We start from the raw sequence: 17,572 nt of genomic DNA, 5'->3' as shown, positions 1-17,572 counted from the left end.
TTTCCGCTCATAAGATAATTCGAAAAAGTTATTTATTTTCGGATTCTTATATCATTTAGTCTCCTTTTCACGCCGACTCTCGGTCGCCTGACAAGGAGCTTTCCCGATGAAACTGACTTCTCCTCTTCGCCTTCTGGCCGTCGCGTTTCTGGCTTCGGCGAGTTTCCTGGCTCAGGCGGCAGATGTGACCGTCGCCTACCAGACCACCGTTGACCCGGCCAAAGTCGCCCAAGCCGACGGCACCTACGAAAAAGCCACCAACGCCACCATCGACTGGCGCAAATTCGACAGCGGCGCCGACATCATCGCCGCCATCGCTTCCGGCGATGTGCAAATCGGTTACCTCGGTTCCAGCCCCCTGACGGCGGCAATCACCCGCAAAGTTCCGGTAGAAACCTTCCTCATCGCCACCCAGATCGGCGCCGCCGAAGCGCTGGTTGCGCGAGACGGTTCCGGGATCAAGACCCCGCAAGACCTGATCGGCAAGAAAATCGCCGTACCGTTCGTTTCCACCGGCCACTACAGCCTGCTGGCCGCGCTGAAACACTGGAACATCGATCCATCGAAAGTCACCGTGCTCAACCTCGCGCCGCCAGCAATCATCGCGGCATGGAAACGCGGTGATATCGACGCCACCTACGTCTGGGACCCGGCCCTCGGCGTGGCCAAGGAGAACGGCAAAGTGCTGATCACCTCGGGCGAGTTAGCCAAGTTCGGCGCACCGACTTTCGATGCCTGGATCGTGCGTAAGGATTTCGCCGAGAAGCACCCGGAAATCGTCACCGCGTTCGCCAAAGTGACCCTCGATGCCTACGCCGACTACCGCAAAGACCCGAAAGCCTGGCTCGCCAACCAAAGCAACGTCGACAAACTGGTGAAGCTCTCCGGTGCCAAGGCCAGCGACATTCCATTGCTGCTGCAAGGCAACGTCTTCCCGCTCGCGGCTGATCAGGTGCTCACCCTCGGCGCGCCGACCACCAAGGCCATCACCGACACCGCGGTGTTCCTCAAGGAACAGGGCAAGGTCGAGGCCGTGCTGCCGGACTACGCGCCGTACGTCAGCGCCAAATACATCACCAACTGATCGGGAGTTAACCGCGATGGCTTTGCTTCAGCTGGAGCGCATCTGCGCACAGTATCCCGGCGCAGCGGAACCTGTGCTGGCGGATATTTCCCTGAGCCTGGGGCCCCGGCAGTTGCTGGTTGCCCTCGGCCCGTCCGGCAGTGGCAAGACCTCGCTGTTGAACCTGATTGCCGGTTTCGTCGAACCCAGCGCCGGGCGCATCACCCTTGACGGTGTGCCGGTCAAAGGCCCGAGCGCCGAGCGCGGCGTGGTGTTCCAGGATGACGCCCTGTTGCCTTGGCAGGACGTGCTGGCCAACGTCGGCTTCGGCCTGGAACTGGCTGGCGTCGCCCGGGACCAACGCGAAATCCGCGCCCGGGAAATGCTCGCGCTGGTGGACCTTTGCGGTTTCGAAAATCGCCGAATCTGGCAACTCTCGGGCGGGCAGAAACAACGTGTCGGCCTCGCTCGCGCCCTCGCCGCAGACCCTCGGGTTTTGCTGATGGATGAACCCTTCGGTGCCCTTGATGCCTTCACCCGCGAACAGATGCAGGAGCTGTTGCTGCAAGTCTGGCAGCGCACCGCCAAACCGGTGTTCCTGATTACCCACGACATTGAAGAAGCGGTGTTCCTCGCCACGGATCTGATTCTGCTGGCGCCCAACCCCGGGCAAGTCGTCGAGCGTCTGAGCCTGGATTTCGGTCAACGTTACGCCGCCGGCGAATCGGCGCGGGCGATCAAATCCGACCCGCGCTTTATCGAAACCCGCGAACACGTGCTCGCCAAAGTGTTCTCCCAACGCAGTGCCGTCCAGCGACAGGAGCGCGTATGAGCACCTATGAAGTTCCCGCCGCGACGGTGAAACCGGACTCAAAGGTGAAGAGCTCGGCGGTAATCCCGCTGCGTCGCAGTTTGAACACACGCTGGATCAGCTTGCTGACATTGGTCGCTCTCGTTGCCATTTGGTGGGCCGTCACGGTCACAGGTTTGATCGAACCGCTGTTTCTGCCGCCACCGTCCGCCGTGCTGCAAAAAGGCTGGTTGCTGGTGACCACCGGCTACATGGATTCGACTTTGTGGCAGCATTTGGGCGCAAGCCTCAGCCGTATTGGCCTGGGCCTGGGCTTCGCCGTGCTGACCGCCGTGCCGGTGGGCATCGCCATCGGCCACAACCGCATCGCTCGCGGCATTCTTGATCCGCTGATCGAGTTCTATCGCCCGATTCCGCCGCTGGCTTATCTGCCGCTGATCGTGATCTGGTGCGGCATCGGTGAGTTGTCGAAAGTCTTGTTGATCTACCTGGCGATCTTCGCCCCGATCGCGATAGCCACCGCCACTGGCGTACGCACCGTCGACCCGGCGAAATTGCGCGCCGCCCAGTCGTTGGGCGCAACTCGGGCGCAGTTGATTCGGCATGTGATTCTGCCCAGTGCCTTGCCGGACATTTTGACCGGCGTGCGGATTGGTCTGGGTGTGGGTTGGTCGACATTGGTAGCCGCCGAGTTGATCGCCGCCACCAGTGGTTTGGGCTTCATGGTGCAATCGGCCGCACAATTCCTGGTTACCGATGTGGTGGTGCTGGGGATCCTGGTGATCGCGCTGATCGCTTTCGCCATGGAAATGGGCCTGCGTGCCCTGCAACGCAAACTGGTGCCGTGGCATGGTCAGGCTCACTGAGTAGAGCGGGTCTATGACGAGGGGCAAGCCCCGGGGTTGAGCCCACCACAATCTCGCGTAGGCGCTGCGTCGCTCTTTAATTGAACGCGATGTAGAAGTAGCCCAGCTGTGGATCCCGCCCCATCGGGGGGACCCTCGACACGAAAATGTCTTTCACCCGGCCCAGTTCCGGCAATTCCATCCCACACAAGCCATCGACAAAGTCAGTGGGTTGCAGGCTATTGAACTCGACGCTGAACGGCATGCGCTCGCTGTTTGGCAACTGTGAGCGGGGCGTTTCTGCAAGGGTGTCGATATGGATCGGCAGTTCACTGCCATCGGGCAGTCGCAGCGTCCCCGTCTTGCCCAGCAGTGCCTGAAAGTGTTGGCTTTGAACCTGTTGCAGCATGGCATCACTCCATCAGCAAAAGTGGCCGGGGGATTGGCATCCCCCGGCCAGACCCTCAGTTGCGCGAAGGGAAAAGACCGTTCAGGGCGATGCTGAAGTTGAGCACCAGGAACGGGTTCATCACCTCCATGGGCAAGCCGTTGCCGGCGGACGAGATTTCCCCCGTTACCGTAGTGGCCACGCCCTTGAGCGGCACGGCCGCAGCACCTTGCTGATCGGAATAAATACTCGCCGAGCCCGGCCCACCGCCGGAGGCGCCGATGTACGAGTTGGTGGCGGTCGGGTTGGTGACCGGGTTGCTCGCCGGGCTGGCCAGTTGCAGGGTGGTGGTGGCGGTGAGCCCGGACAGGGCGTGGGTGTGGTTGGGCAGGTTATTGATGGTCGCGGTGACGTTCTCGGTGCCGGAAACTTCGCCGATGACGCGCGGGGTCAGGCCCAGGCCGTTGCCCATGGCGACCGGCATGCGACCTTGCAGGTTGGGCAGCATGAAATTGGTGGTGCCATTGCCTCCGTAGTAGGTTCCCAGCAGTGCGAAAACCGTGTTGTATTGCGCGATGCTCAGCGTCTGGCCGTTGCACAGGGCCCAGCCGTTGGGGGCGAAGTTAAAGGCGAAAGACTGAATAGTGCCGATGAATACTTCCATGGTTCCTCATCCCTCAGGTTAGTGTCTGATACGTCACGTTGCAGGCCCGGTTAACCCGGGCAGTTCGCGCTATCAGCCGACTCCTTTCATCTCCATGGCTGGGTCACGCCACGCCAAAGCGTAGACGCTGATCGGAATGATTGCCGGACGTCGTCCGTCGCAAGGCCAGCATCGACGTCGGGCTCGCGCCTGTCCTACAGTGCTCGTGAAGCTTCGGTTTTCACATGGCCGTTGCAAGGGGAGGTAATGGAGGCGCGCAGAGAAACACCGCTGGGCGATACCCAGGACCCGCATGCGATGCCGGGGTTGTGGGCGGCTGTCCGTCGCTTGCTGCAATGGGCGCGGGAGCACTGGCTGTTGCCGATCCTGGTATTGGCCACGCTGGTGCGTTTTTACCACCTGACGGCGGCAGCGATCCGGGGCGACGAAGGGGCCAGCCTGTTGCTGAGCCAGTATTCCCTGGCCGGGATCTGGGAGCACGCGGCTCATGATGTGTATCCACCCCTGTATTTCATGCTGCTGCACGGCTGGATCGACCTGTTCGGAGAGGGCATTTTTTCGATTCGCAGCCTGAGTGCGCTGCCGGGGATTGTCACGGTGGGGCTCGGCGTCTGGTTGGTGGACTTGCTCGCTACCCGCCGTGCCGCGTTGCTGGCCGGGGTCCTGCTGGCGCTGCTGCCCACGGCGGTACATTACAGCCAGCAAGTGCGCATGTATTCGTTGCTGGGGCTGTGGCTGATCGGTGCCACGATCGCCTTGATGTATTGGATCAGGCGGCCGCAAAGCACACGTTACCTGGTGATTTATACCCTGCTGATGAGTGCGGCGTTCTACACCCATTACTTCACGGCGTTTTGCGTGCTGTGTCACTGGTTGTATCTGGGACTGATCCGTGTGCAGCCAGGGTATCGATTGCGGCACATTCAGCGCTCTGGCTGGTGGCTGGCCAACATGGCGATTGTGGCGTTGTACCTGCCATGGCTGCCCAATCTGTTCGATCTGGTGCAGCACATGGATCAGCTCCAAGCCAATGTCGACGTGGGGTGGGAGGCGCCCGTCACGCTCGGCTCACTGCCTTCAATGATCTGGTCGTTCCTGATCCAGGACGATGGCGAGAACCTGCCCACACTGATTTTTATTGCGTTGCCACTGGCGCTGCTGGCCCTGGCGGGCGTGGCGCTGGCGCGCGATCGCAGTGTTTTCCGTGGCAGTGCGCTGGCGCTGATCTACACCGTTTTCCCGTTGTTGTTGGTATTTGCGGTGTCGTTCATATCGCCGGTATTCATCGAACGCTACCTGAGCGCTTATGCCTTGGGCTTGCCGATGCTTGTGGCGCTGGCCATCGATCGTTTGTACGCGGACTTCAAGGTAGTGGCGCTGGGCGTGCTGATGCTGTTTGTCGGCGTAGAACTGGTGGGGCTGAAGAACAATGCCACGGTGGATACCGACGATCAGATCAGCGTCATGGTCAGCTATGTGAACCAGCACTTCGCTCCCGGCGACCGAATCGTCGCGCCTTTGCCCCAGGGTTGGCAGAAGTAGGCGGTATTCAAAGGCTTAATCGGTTCATTTTTCAACTGGCTATATGAATCGCCTTTTCCAGTCGATTTAGCTCCGATTTGATATCAAAACACCACTAGTTGGATGGCCATTCATGGTCTACGCTCGTCATATAAAAGGACTTATGACGGGTGAATGGATGCAGCACTTTCACTTTATTTCCGGCTTGCCGCGCTCAGGCTCGACCCTGCTTTCTGCCATTCTTTTGCAGAACCCGCGCTTTCATGCCGGTATGACCAGCCCCGTGGGTGCGCTCTTTTCCGGTGTTCTGGAACAATGCAGCGCCGGCAGCGAATTCGGTGCGGTGATCGACACCGACCTGCGTCGCCGTCTGTTGCGTGGCCTGTTCGACTCTTACTACGCCGACAAGGCCGACAAACCGGTGGTGTTCGACACCAATCGCCTGTGGAGTTCGCGCCTGCCGGCGATCAGCGATCTGTTCCCTCAAGCCAAAATCATTGCCTGCGTGCGCAATGTCGCTTGGGTCATGGACAGCATCGAGCGCCTGTACCGCGCCAACCCCTTCGAAAACACCAAGCTGTTCGGTGATGCGGTCGAACGCAACACGGTCTATAGCCGCTGCGAAACCCTGGCCCAGCGCAATCGGCTAGTGGGGTTTTCCTGGGCCGCCCTCAAGGAAGCCTATTACGGCGAGCACGCCGACTCGTTGCTGATCATCGATTACGACCTGCTGAGCCAGGCGCCTGAGCGGGTGATGCGCCTGGTCTACGACTTCATCGGCGAACCCTGGTTCGAACATGACTTCGATCATTTGGCTTACGACGCCCCGGAATTCGACCAGGCCCTCGGCCTCTCGGGGCTGCACAAGGTGAAGGCCAAGGTCCAATTGCAATCCAGGCGAACGATCCTGCCGCCGGACCTGTTCAAGCAGTACGCCGAGTTGTCTTTTTGGCTCGATGGCTCAGCCAGCGCCGCCAATGTCATTCGTATGAAGGCCGACGCCGCGATCAGTTGATCGCGGCGTTTTCATTGATGCCTCAGAAAGTTCGAGTCCGGGTGAGCAGCATGTGGTGGAGCAAAGGCAAGTCGCGGGTTACCGAAGGCGCACGAGCGCTGGCCTCGCCAATGATCATGTCCCTGGAGCCGCGCATGCTGTTCGACGGCGCGGTGGCCGCCACGGTCGCCGACACTGCCCAAGCCGACAGCCATGCCACCGCCGAGGCGGTCAAAGCGCCGACCGCCGATCAACCGGTCGCCAGTAAAGACACCCACGGCCAGGCCGATGCCACACCGGCGCCAGCACCCGCTGCGGTGCCGGGGCAGAGCGTGGTGTTCGTCGATTCGCGGGTCAAGGACGCTGGCAGTCTGCTTCAGGGTATTGCTCCCGGTACCCAGGTGGTTCAGCTGGATGCCAGCAAAGATGGCCTGCAGCAAATCGCTGATTATCTGGACGGCCATCAGGGCATCAGTTCGGTGCAGATCATTGCTCACGGCAATGCGGGCGATTTGTGGCTGGGCAACAGCTACTTGTCTGCCGACAACGTCGCGGACCGCAGCGCGGTGCTGGCGGAAATTGGCAAGGACATGAACGTTGGCGGCGACATCCTGATTTACGGCTGCTATACCGCCGACGGCGAGCGCGGCTTGAATTTTATCGACTCGCTGGCTCAATTGACCGGCCGCGATGTGGCTGCCTCCAGCGATCGCACCGGGCTCGGTGGCGACTGGGATCTGGAAATTGCCACCGGCAACATCGAAAGCGCCAACGTCCTCTCGACCACGGCCATGAGCGACTATCAGTGGGGCCTGGCCACCTGGACCGCCACCAACAACGCCAACACGGGCGTAGGTTCGTTGCGTGCCGCCATCGCCTCGGCGCAGAACGGCGACATCGTCACCTTCAACGGCAGCATGACGGTGCAGCTGACCTCCGAACTGTTGATCAACAAGAACATCACCGTTGATGGCGACTTGAACAACGACGGTGCGGCTGACGTGATTCTCGATGGTCAGTATCAGACCCGAGTGATTGAAGTGTCGTCTGGCAGCATCGTGACGCTTGATGGGCTGGTGATCACCCGTGGCTTGGTGTCGGGCAACGGTGGCAACGGAGGCTACGGTGCCACGGGCGCGATGGCCGGGGGGATTTTCAACGCAGGGATTCTGACCCTGAACAACGTTACCGTGACCTCCAACGCCGCTTCCGGTGGTGGTGGCGGCGGTGGTGTGACGGGCGCTTTTTACGGCGGTGGGGGTGGCGGTGGCGGTGGTTTGGGCGGCCAGGGCGGTGGGCATGGCGGTTCGGCAGGGCCGGGCACCGGCACATTGGGCGGTCAGGCGGGCGGCGGCGGTGTCGGTGGTTACGGCGGCGGTTATGACGCCACCCACATGGGCGGTCGCGGCGGTACCACCACTGGCGGGGCTGGCGGCGTAGGCGTTTCCTATTACAGCAACGGCGGTAACGGTGCGACGGCCACCAATGGCACGCTTTCCATTGGCGGCGGTGGCGGCGGGGCCGGTTGGGACAAGGTGGGTGGCGCCGGCGGCAACGCGGTGGGCGGGATCTACAACGCCAGCAGCGGCACCATCACCATCGTCGGCACGTCGACCATCAGCAACAACATTGGTGCCGGCGGCGGTGGGGGCGGTGGTGGTGGCCAAGGCAGCAATGCCAGCAATGGCGGCATTGGTGGCCGTGGCGTCGGTGCGATCTGGAACAAAGGCACGCTGCTGATCACAGCCGCCAACTTCGCGGCCCTGGCCGGTAATGCCGCGGCCAGTGGTGCCGGCGGTACCGCGCAGGGCGGAGGTACAACCGGCACCTCGCCGACCTCTGTCGCGACCATCTACAACGACGGTGGTGTGCTCAACACCGCGTATTCGCCACCGCCGACCGCGACGATTGTGGTCGCTGACACTACACTGAGCATCGGCGAAACGTCCCTGGTGACCATTACCTTCTCCGAGGTGGTGACCGGTCTCACCAATGCGGATCTGACCATCGCCAACGGCACCTTGACTGCGGTAAGCAGCGGCGATGGTGGCATCACCTGGACGGCAACCTTTACCCCATCCGCCAGTATTTCCGATACGTCCAACGTCATCACCCTGGACAACACCGGTGTGATCAACATTCTGGGCACCGCCGGCGTCGGCACCACCAACTCCAATAACTACACGGTCGACACCGTACGCCCGACCGCCAGCATCGTGTTCACCGACACGGCGCTGAGAGTCGGCGAAACCTCGCTGGTGACCATCACCTTCAACGAAGCGGTCACCGGTCTCACCAATGCCGATCTAACCATCGCCAACGGCACCTTGACCTCGGTGAGCAGCGGCGACGGCGGCATCACCTGGACGGCGACTTTCACGCCTAGCGCGAGCATCACTGACACGAGCAATCTGATCACTCTGGACAACACGGGCATCGCGGATTTGGCGGGCAACGCCGGCAGCGGCACCACCGACTCGAACAATTATGCGATCGATACCGTACGGCCGACGGCGACCATCGTGGTGACAGACAATGCGCTGAGAATCGGTGAAACCTCGCTGGTGACCATCACCTTCAGCGAAGCGGTCAGCGGTTTCACCAACGCCGACCTGAGCATCGCCAACGGCACCTTGACGGCGGTCAGCAGCAGCGACGGTGGCATCACCTGGACCGCCACGTTCACCCCGAACGCGAGCGTCAATGACACGACCAACCTGATCACCCTGAACAATACCGGCGTGGCGGATCTGGCGGGCAACACCGGCAGCGGCACCACCGACTCGAACAATTATGCGATCGATACGCTTCGTCCAACCGCAACCATTGTGGTGACGGACAATGCGCTGAGAATCGGCGAAACCTCACTGGTGACCATCACCTTCAATGAAGCAGTCAGCGGTTTCACCAACGCCGACCTGACCATCGCCAACGGCACCTTGAGCGCGGTGAGCAGCAGCGACGGCGGCATCACCTGGACCGCGACCTTCACACCCTCCGCGAGCACCAACGACGCGACCAACCTGATCACCCTGGACAACACTGGCGTGGCGGATCTGGTGGGCAACGCCGGCAGCGGCACTACCGATTCCAACAACTTTGCGGTCGACACCGTACGCCCGACGGCCACCATTGTGGTTGCGGACACCGCGCTGAGAATCGGCGAAACCTCGCTGGTGACCATCACTTTCAGTGAAGCGGTCAGCGGCTTCACCAACGCGGACCTGACCATTACCAACGGTACGTTGACCGCGGTGAGCAGCAGCGATGGCGGCATTACCTGGACCGCGACCTTCACGCCGAGCGCGAGCATCAACGACACCACCAACCTGATCACCCTGAACAACACCGGCGTGGCTGATCTGTCGGGCAACACCGGCAGCGGCACCACCGATTCCAACAACTACGCCATCGACACGCTCCGCCCGACCGCGACGATTGTGCTGGCCGATCCCACACTGACAGCGGGCGAAACCTCGCTGGTGACCATCACCTTCAGCGAAGCGGTCAGCGGGTTCACCAACGCCGACCTGACCATCGCCAACGGCACCTTGACCGCGGTCAGCAGCAGCGACGGCGGCATCACCTGGACCGCCACCTTCACGCCAACCGTCGGCGTGAGTGACCCGAGCAACGTCATCATCCTGAACAATACCGGTGTGGCCGATCTGGCCGGCAACACGGGCAGCGGCACCACCAACTCCGGCAACTACACCCTCGATACAGTGCTGCCGACTGCCACTATCGTCGTCGCGGACACTGCGTTGAGAATCGGTGAAACCTCGCTGGTGACCATCACCTTCAACCAGGCCGTGACCGGTTTCACCAACGCCGACCTGACGATTGCTAACGGTACATTGACCGCGGTGAGCAGCAGTGACGGCGGCATCACCTGGACCGCCACTTTCACCCCGACCGTCAGCATTACCGACGCGACCAACCTGATCACATTGGACAATACCGGCGTGCAGGCTGCCGCCACCGGTAACGTGGGCAGCGGCACTACCGACTCCAACAACTACGCCATCGATACCGTGCGGCCAACGGCAACCATTGTGGTGGCGGACACCGCGCTGAGAATCGGCGAAACCTCGCTGGTGACTATCACTTTCAGCGAAGCGGTCAGCGGCTTCACCAACGCGGATCTGACCATTACCAACGGCACCCTGACCGCGGTGAGCAGCAGCGACGGCGGCATTACCTGGACCGCGACCTTCACGCCGAGCGCGAGCATCAACGACACCACCAACCTGATCACCCTGAACAACACCGGCGTGGCTGATCTGGCGGGCAACACCGGCAGCGGCACTACCGATTCCAATAACTACGCCATCGACACCGTGCGTCCGACTGCGACGATTGTGCTGGCCGATCCCACACTGACAGCGGGCGAAACCTCGCTGGTGACCATCACCTTCAGCGAAGCGGTCAGCGGTTTCACCAACGCCGACCTGAGCATCGCCAACGGCACCTTGACCGCGGTCAGCAGCAGCGACGGCGGCATCACCTGGACCGCGACCTTTACGCCAACCGTCGGCGTGAATGACCCGAGCAACGTCATTACCCTGGCCAATACCGGTGTGGCCGATCTGGCCGGCAACACGGGCAGCGGCACCACCAACTCCGGCAATTACACCATTGATACGGTGCTGCCGACCGCCACTATCGTCGTCGCGGATACTGCGCTGAGCGTCGGTGAAACCTCGCTGGTGACCATCACTTTCAGCGAAGCGGTCAGTGGCTTCACCAACGCTGACCTGACGGTTGCCAACGGCACGTTGAGCGCGGTGACCAGCAGCGACGGCGGCATCACCTGGACCGCAACCTTTACGCCGACCACTGCCATCACCGACACCAGCAACGTCATCACCCTGGATAACAGCGGTGTACAAAACGGCTCGGGCAATGCCGGTAGCGGCACCACCGATTCCAACAACTACGCCATCGACAACGTGCGCCCGACGGCCACTATCGTGGTCGCGGACGCGGCGCTGGCGGTGGGGCAAACCTCGGTGGTGACCATCACGTTCTCCGAGGCGGTGACCGGTTTTACCACGGCTGACCTGACCGTGAGCAACGGTACCCTGAGCAATTTGAGCACCAGCGATAACATCACCTATACCGCCACCCTGACGCCAACGGCGAGCGTCACCGACTCGACCAACCTGATTACCCTGGACAACACCGGAGTGATCGACGGAACAGGCAACACGGGGACCGGTACCACCGATTCGAATAACTACGCCATCGACAGCCTACGCCCGACCGCCACTATCGTGCTGAGCGACACGACCCTGAAACCGGGCGAAACCGCGCTGGTGACCATCACCTTCAGCGAGGCGGTAACGGGTTTCGACAACGCTGACTTGAGTATCGCCAACGGCACGTTGAGCGCGGTGAGCAGCAGCGACGGCGGCATCACCTGGACCGGGACCTTCACTCCCACCGCCGGGATTACCGATACCAGCAACCTCATCACGTTGAGCAACGGCGGCATCTCGGACCTGGCCGGCAATACAGGGGCAGGCACCACCAACTCGGCCAATTATGTAGTGGAAACCGAAGTGCCGACCGCCACCATCGTGGTTGCCGATAATGCGCTGAAGGTCGGAGAAACCTCGTTGGTCACCATCACGTTCAGCTCGGCGGTCAGCGGTTTTGACAACGCCGACCTGACGGTAGCCAACGGCACCCTCAGCAACGTTTCGTCCGTCGATGGTGGCGTGACCTGGACCGCGACCTTCACGCCCACTGTCAGTGTGACGGACACCACTAACCTGATCAGCCTGGATAACAGCGGTGTGACCAACGTGTCGGGCAACAGCGGTGTTGGCGTGACCGACTCCAACAACTACGCGATTGATACCGTTCGCCCTGACGCGACCATTGTGGTGGCGGACAATAAGCTGGGCATTGGTGAAACCACCACGGTGACCATTACCTTCAGCGAAGCGGTGTCCGGTTTCGACCTGGCGGACCTCAGCGTGGCCAATGGCGTGCTGTCCAACCTGGCCAGTAGCGACGGCGGTGTGACCTGGACCGCCACACTCACACCGACCGCGAGCCTTAACGATGCGACCAACCTGATCCTGCTCGACACCGGCAATGTGTTCGACGCGGCGGGTAATGCCGGCGCCAGCATCGCCATTTCCAACAACTACGCACTCGATGCGACTCGCCCGACCGTCACCATCGTGGTTGCCAACCCGAACCTGGGCATTGGCCAGACGACGCTGGTGACCTTCACGTTCAGTGAGGCGGTCAGCGACTTCGATTTGTCGGACTTGAGCGTCACCAACGGCGAGCTGACCAATCTGGCCAGCAGCGACGGCGGCAAGACCTGGACCGGAACGTTCACACCCACCGCGAGCATCACTGACCCGAGCAATTTCATTGCGCTGGACACCAGCAACGTGACGGACCTGGCGGGCAACATCGGCGCCAGCGTCGCGGTGTCCAACAACTACGCCATCGACGGCGAACGGCCGACGGCTACGGTGGTGGTTGCCAACCCGAACCTGGGCGTGGGCCAGACCTCATTGGTGACCTTCACCTTCAACGAAGCTGTGAGCGGCTTCGACCTGTCCGACATCAGCGTGGCGAACGGCAGCTTGTCCGGTTTGAGCAGCAGCGATGGCGGTAGAACCTGGACCGCGACCCTGACGCCGAACGCCAATGTCAGCAGTGGCAACAATGCGATCAGCCTGAACGTCGCTGGCGTCAGCGATTCAGCAGGCAACACGGGCAGCGGTGTCAGCCTGTCGAACAGCTATGCGATCAATACGGTCGTTGCACCGTCGTCCCCGCCTGTCGTGGTGCCGCCGGAACCCGAGTTCCGGGTCACGGTTCCTGTCAGCGTGCCCGATCTGCCCAACGTGCCATTACAACCGATCATCTTCACTGCGCCCACTGGCGATCTCGGCTCGCCGCTGACCTTTACCCCGCTGTTTGAACAGCGAGTGATCGGCAACGGCATTCGGCCTTTGGGCGATATTTTCATGAGTCACGGGGCACTGACGCCCAGCTTTATCGCGCAGGTATTCAGCAGCAGTGAAAACGGTGGCGATGGCTCAGGTCACGGCTTCCTCGGTTTTGGCGGCGGCGATGGCGGGGTCTTTGGCAGCAGCACGCTGTCGAATCTGTTCAATCAAGACGCGGGCAGCGAGGGGGACTCGCTGAACGCCTTCGGCCATAACTCAATCAGGATGGGAGATGCTTCCCAAGGGCTGCGCGGCGTGTTTGGCGCGCCGAGTCTTGGCCAGCAATTGCAACAACTCAAAGACACCGAGCAGCGGCAGGTCGAAAGCCTGGCCGCGGCTTTGCACCAGGTCGGCATCAGTGAAATGCAGGCCTGAAAAACCATTAAAGCAGGGCGGCACCCGGGGGCTCCAGGGATGAAGAGAAGTCAGAAGTTATTCGGCGCCAGCCTGCTGGCGCTGGCGATCAGCGGGTGTGCAGTCACCAGTGAACCGATCGAACGCAGCGTCAGCCAACAGCGCGCCAAAAGCGATCTGCAAAACATGTACAAGGGGCAGGAGCCTCTCAGCGGCCCGCTGACCCTGCACCAGGCCATGGCCCGGGCGGTGAAATACAACCTCGAAGGCCGGCTCAAGATCATGGAAGAGGCCCTGGCCAAGCGCCAACTCGACCTCGCCAGTTTCGACATGCTGCCGCGCATGGCGCTGGACGCCGGTTACGTGGGGCGCAACAACGTCAGCGCCTCCAGCAGCCAGAGCGTCGAGACCGGGGCCCAGTCCCTGGAACCGTCGACCTCCCAGGACCGCGACCGTGAAGTGGCGGACCTGACCATGGTCTGGAACGTGCTTGATTTTGGTGTCAGTTACATCAGCGCCAAGCAACAGGGCGACCAGCGACTGATCGTCCAGGAGCGTCGGCGCAAGGTCATCAATACCATCGTGCAGGACGTGCGCTCGGCCTATTGGCGAGCCATGGCCGCCGAACGTTTGCTCAAACAGATCGACAGCCTCATGGTCCGGGTCGAAACCGCTCGCACCAATAGCCAGAGCATGAGCGAGCAGCGTATTGGCGATCCGATTCAGGCATTGGGCTATCAACGCTCGCTGATCGAAGCCACCCGGCAACTGGAAGAACAACGCCGCGCACTGTCGTTGGCGAAAACCGAATTGGCGACCCTGATCAACCTGCCGCTGAGCACCGAGCTGACGCTGGCGACCCAGGACGATTACATCATCCCGGAACTCAAGGTCGACCTCGCCAGCCTGGAGCAGGAAGCCCTGACCAGTCGGCCGGAGTTGCGCGAGCAGGACTACCAGACCCGGATCAGCGCCGCCGAAACCCGCAAAGCCATGCTGCGTCTGCTGCCGGGGCTGGAGTTTGCCGCTGGTGGGCATTACGACAGCAACTCCTTTTTGGTGGAGCAGGGCTGGGCGGATTACGGGGTGAAAGTCACCTGGAACCTGTTCAATGTGATTTCCGCACCCGCCGCGATTGACGTTGCCAAGGCCGGTGAAGAAGTCGCCGCGGCGCGCAGGCAGGCGATGTCGATTGCCATACTGGCGCAGCTTTACGTGGCCAACGCCAACTATCGCGAGGCGATGCGGCAGTTCAAGACCAATCAGCAACTGTCAGACATCGATGGGCAAATCGTCGGCCAACTGCGCAATCGTCACCAGGCGGCCGGGCTGGGCGAACTGGACCTGATCCAGGGCGAGCTGAACACCTTGCAGGCCGATCTGCGACGCGACCTGTCTTACGCCGACCTGCGCAACGCTTACGGGCAGATCTTCGCCAGCGCCGGTCTCGATCCGCTGCCGGACGAAGTGCAATCGACTGAAGTCCAGTCCATCGCCACGGCCCTGGCCAATCGCGAAGAGGCCTGGGCGGCGGGCAACATCTCAGTGCCGGTGGCCCATGCCCCGGTCCAATAATCTGCTGGCGCCGACGGCGAGCATCAGCCGCGCCCAACGGGAGACCCGCAACGGCCATCGCGGCACGGCAATTTTGCTGACCGGTTTGCCGGCCGCGGGCAAGTCAACATTGGCCCAGGCACTGCACGCCGAGTTGTTCGAGCACGGCGTGCAGAGTGTGGTGCTTGATGGCGACGGACTGCGGGTCGGGCTCAATCGCGATTTGGGGTTTACCGACAGCGATCGCCTGGAAAACATCCGCCGTGCCAGTGAACTCGCGGCACTGTTGGTCGAGAACGGGCAGGTCGTCATCCTCGCGATGATCGCGCCTTTGGTGGAGTTGCGTGAAGTGTTCGCCCGACGATTGGGGGAGGATTACCGTGAAGTCTGGTGCAGCGCCTCGTTGGCGGTGTGTGAACAGCGCGATCCCAAAGGTCATTACGCCCGGGCTCGACGGGGTGAGTTGGCGGGGTTTACCGGTATTTCCGCGCCTTACGAACCACCGCCATGCGCGTCGCTGGTGCTCGACACAGGCGCGCAGTCGGTCGAGGCCTGTCTCGACCGTTTGCTGACCTGGCTCGGCGAATGCGCGGTGCTGCCGAAACGATGAGTCGGCCGGCCTTCTCCCGCTTGCCGGTAACGGTGGATTTACCGTTGCTGTTGCAGGCACTGGCGGCGATTGGCGAGGGCGACTGGCACAGTCACTTCAATAGCGATTATTACGCTGGCGACTGGAGCGGCGTGGCACTGATTTGCGCGGCCGATGCCTTGACTGAACTGTCGCCCGGTCGCGGCGAGACGCTGTTGCGTGCGCCTTGGCTGCAAGATGCTCGATGGCAACAAGGGCTGCGGGATCTGCCGCTGCAGATCGTCTGCGCGCGTCTGCTGCGGCTCGGCCCGGGCGGGCGCATTCACGAGCATCGCGACTATGACCTGGGCGCGCCAGACGCTGACTTGCGTCTGCATATCCCGTTGCTCAGTCCACCCCGAGTGGACTTTCTGCTGGACCGCCAGCGCATGCCGATGGCCGCTGGCGAATGCTGGTTTCTCGACCTGTCGCGGCCGCATCGCGTGGACAATCGCGATACCCGGGCACGGGTTCATCTGGTGCTCGATTGCCGGCCCGATACCTGGCTGGAGCAAGCGATTCTCGACGGGTTGGCAACCACGCCGCCGCCGCAAATCGGTCATGACGCTTTAGCACAGTTCCAGGCATTGGTGGCCAGCGATCTGCAGCTGTGCAAGTCCTTGCAGGGGTTGCAGGACAACGAAGCCTTTATCGTCCGTACCCTGGAACTGTCCGCCGAGCGTGGACTTGCGTTCACCGCTGAAGAACTGCGCGCGGCGATGCGCGACGGTCGCCGTCAATGGAATCAACAATGGAGCGCCTGACCCTGGAAGGCTGGTTGCCGATTCGCGTGTGGCAAGAGGCCGGGCAATGGCAAGTCGACTGGTGCTGGTTCGGTGACACGCCGCTGCATCAGCCGTTTTTTCGTGAGGCCGTGGAAGACGCGCTGCGACTGCCGTTCAATCAGGCGTTTCGCCGGAAATCTGCATTGTCGACCCTCGCTGACTGGCAGGTTTGCAGCCCTGGGCTGGCCCCGAGTGCGTTTATCTTTCATGCCTCGCGATGTGGCTCGACCCTGATCAGCCAGATGCTGGCGCAACTCGACAGCCACATTGTCGTCAGCGAGCCACCGCCGCTGGATGCGTTGTTGCGCAGTGATTTGCCCGCCATCGAGCGCCGTGCTGCCATCGAAGGGGTGCTGTCTGCTTACGGGCAACGTCGGCTTGGCATGGAGCAACGGCTGGTGATCAAACTCGACGCCTGGAATATCGGTGAACTGCCGTTGTTGCGCGAGTGTTTCCCCGAAACGCCGTGGTTGTTTCTTTATCGCGATCCACTGGAAATCGCCGTTTCGCATCTGTGTCGCCCGGGCATGCACATGGTGCCGGGGATGATCGGGGCGAGCGTGCTGGATGAGAAATTTCCGTTCAGCAGCCGTGAGGATTACATCGCCCGGCGATTGGGGCGATTGCTGGCGCAGGGATTTGCGCAATGCCGGGCGTTTGGCGGCCTGGCGGTGAACTACAGCGAACTGCCGCAGGCCATGGCGGGGCAGTTGGCAACGTTCTTTGCATTGGATGTCGAGCAGCGCAAGCAGGTGTTTGCGACGGTGGGACAACATGCCAAGCAGCCGTCGCAGGGGTTTGTTGGTGACAGCGATGACAAGCGTCGAGAGGCCTCGGTGCTGCTTCGTGATCGGGTGAATCAGTGGGCGAGGGAGTCTTATGAGGCATTGGAGCAATTGCGCAAAGTATGAGCGCAATGGCTTTTGTGGCGAGGGAGCTTGCTCCCGCTCGGCTGCAAAGCAGTCGCAGGTTTTAGGGCCGCTAC

Annotated in this window: 11 protein-coding genes and 1 pseudogene; 10 read left to right on the top strand and 2 right to left on the bottom strand. The window is 61.7% G+C overall.

From position 1 onward, the window contains the following. Positions 1-106 precede the first annotated feature (106 nt). The 3 genes from tauA to tauC are packed head-to-tail and all read left to right on the top strand — an operon-like array spanning position 107 to position 2,740. Positions 107-1,084: a taurine ABC transporter substrate-binding protein gene (tauA, locus tag AB7M26_RS04415; protein WP_123498196.1), complete on the top strand. Its 978-nt coding sequence runs from the start codon at positions 107-109 to the stop codon at positions 1,082-1,084. 16 nt (positions 1,085-1,100) lie between these two features. Then, positions 1,101-1,895: a taurine ABC transporter ATP-binding subunit gene (tauB, locus tag AB7M26_RS04410; RefSeq protein WP_429388088.1), complete on the top strand. Its 795-nt coding sequence runs from the start codon at positions 1,101-1,103 to the stop codon at positions 1,893-1,895. Further along, the gene (gene tauC, locus AB7M26_RS04405) at positions 1,892-2,740 is read left to right on the top strand and encodes a taurine ABC transporter permease TauC (RefSeq protein ID WP_429388085.1); all 849 of its coding nucleotides are present in this window, start codon (positions 1,892-1,894) and stop codon (positions 2,738-2,740) included. The genes tauB and tauC overlap by 4 nt, the downstream gene beginning before the upstream one ends. Positions 2,741-2,816: 76 nt before the next feature. On the opposite strand, the gene AB7M26_RS04400 is transcribed toward tauC, so the two are convergent. Beyond that, the gene (locus AB7M26_RS04400) at positions 2,817-3,128 is read right to left on the bottom strand and encodes a DUF6916 family protein (RefSeq protein WP_429388083.1); all 312 of its coding nucleotides are present in this window, start codon (positions 3,126-3,128) and stop codon (positions 2,817-2,819) included. Positions 3,129-3,183: 55 nt separating this feature from the next. Continuing rightward, complete coding sequence (locus AB7M26_RS04395; RefSeq protein WP_429375740.1) at positions 3,184-3,771, bottom strand: phage tail protein; 588 nt, start codon at positions 3,769-3,771, stop codon at positions 3,184-3,186. 246 nt (positions 3,772-4,017) lie between these two features. Between AB7M26_RS04395 and AB7M26_RS04390 the strand changes: the two are divergent. From AB7M26_RS04390 to AB7M26_RS04360, 7 genes and pseudogenes are all read left to right on the top strand, one after another. Further along, positions 4,018-5,283, top strand: a pseudogene (locus tag AB7M26_RS04390) (glycosyltransferase family 39 protein); the annotation flags it as partial. A 187-nt stretch (positions 5,284-5,470) separates the two neighbouring features. Beyond that, complete coding sequence (locus tag AB7M26_RS04385; RefSeq protein ID WP_123498424.1) at positions 5,471-6,307, top strand: sulfotransferase family protein; 837 nt, start codon at positions 5,471-5,473, stop codon at positions 6,305-6,307. Between the two features lie 134 nt (positions 6,308-6,441). Then, positions 6,442-13,641, top strand: a complete 7,200-nt coding sequence (locus AB7M26_RS04380; protein ID WP_429441317.1) for an Ig-like domain-containing protein — start codon at positions 6,442-6,444, stop codon at positions 13,639-13,641. Positions 13,642-13,680: 39 nt separating this feature from the next. Then, positions 13,681-15,195 carry a TolC family protein gene (locus AB7M26_RS04375; protein WP_008068569.1) on the top strand — a complete coding sequence of 505 codons (1,515 nt, stop codon included), beginning with the start codon at positions 13,681-13,683 and terminating at the stop codon, positions 15,193-15,195. Further along, entirely contained in the window at positions 15,179-15,784 is a 606-nt protein-coding gene (gene cysC / locus AB7M26_RS04370; protein WP_123498209.1) for an adenylyl-sulfate kinase, read from the top strand. The genes AB7M26_RS04375 and cysC overlap by 17 nt, the downstream gene beginning before the upstream one ends. Then, complete coding sequence (locus AB7M26_RS04365) at positions 15,781-16,566, top strand: aspartyl/asparaginyl beta-hydroxylase domain-containing protein (RefSeq protein WP_123498426.1); 786 nt, start codon at positions 15,781-15,783, stop codon at positions 16,564-16,566. Before cysC ends, AB7M26_RS04365 begins: the two co-directional genes overlap by 4 nt. Next, positions 16,554-17,498 (top strand): sulfotransferase family protein, encoded by a 945-nt coding sequence (locus AB7M26_RS04360; protein WP_429388072.1) that lies wholly within the window; start codon positions 16,554-16,556, stop codon positions 17,496-17,498. Before AB7M26_RS04365 ends, AB7M26_RS04360 begins: the two co-directional genes overlap by 13 nt. Positions 17,499-17,572 lie beyond the last annotated feature (74 nt).

Source organism: Pseudomonas sp. F-14 TE3482 (assembly GCF_053629455.1).
The sequence above is the reverse complement of the archived record's forward strand: the minus strand, read 5'-3'. Positions and strand labels throughout refer to the sequence as shown.

Bases quoted from the DNA above. Each gene is read 5' to 3' on its own strand.
- tauA (WP_123498196.1), top strand. From the start codon at position 107: ATGAAACTGACTTCTCCTCTTCGCCTTCTGGCCGTCGCGTTTCTGGCT.
- tauB (WP_429388088.1), top strand. From the start codon at position 1,101: ATGGCTTTGCTTCAGCTGGAGCGCATCTGCGCACAGTATCCCGGCGCA.
- tauC (WP_429388085.1), top strand. From the start codon at position 1,892: ATGAGCACCTATGAAGTTCCCGCCGCGACGGTGAAACCGGACTCAAAG.
- AB7M26_RS04400 (WP_429388083.1), bottom strand. From the start codon at position 3,128: ATGCTGCAACAGGTTCAAAGCCAACACTTTCAGGCACTGCTGGGCAAG.
- AB7M26_RS04395 (WP_429375740.1), bottom strand. From the start codon at position 3,771: ATGGAAGTATTCATCGGCACTATTCAGTCTTTCGCCTTTAACTTCGCC.
- AB7M26_RS04385 (WP_123498424.1), top strand. From the start codon at position 5,471: ATGCAGCACTTTCACTTTATTTCCGGCTTGCCGCGCTCAGGCTCGACC.
- AB7M26_RS04380 (WP_429441317.1), top strand. From the start codon at position 6,442: ATGCTGTTCGACGGCGCGGTGGCCGCCACGGTCGCCGACACTGCCCAA.
- AB7M26_RS04375 (WP_008068569.1), top strand. From the start codon at position 13,681: ATGAAGAGAAGTCAGAAGTTATTCGGCGCCAGCCTGCTGGCGCTGGCG.
- cysC (WP_123498209.1), top strand. From the start codon at position 15,179: ATGCCCCGGTCCAATAATCTGCTGGCGCCGACGGCGAGCATCAGCCGC.
- AB7M26_RS04365 (WP_123498426.1), top strand. From the start codon at position 15,781: ATGAGTCGGCCGGCCTTCTCCCGCTTGCCGGTAACGGTGGATTTACCG.
- AB7M26_RS04360 (WP_429388072.1), top strand. From the start codon at position 16,554: ATGGAGCGCCTGACCCTGGAAGGCTGGTTGCCGATTCGCGTGTGGCAA.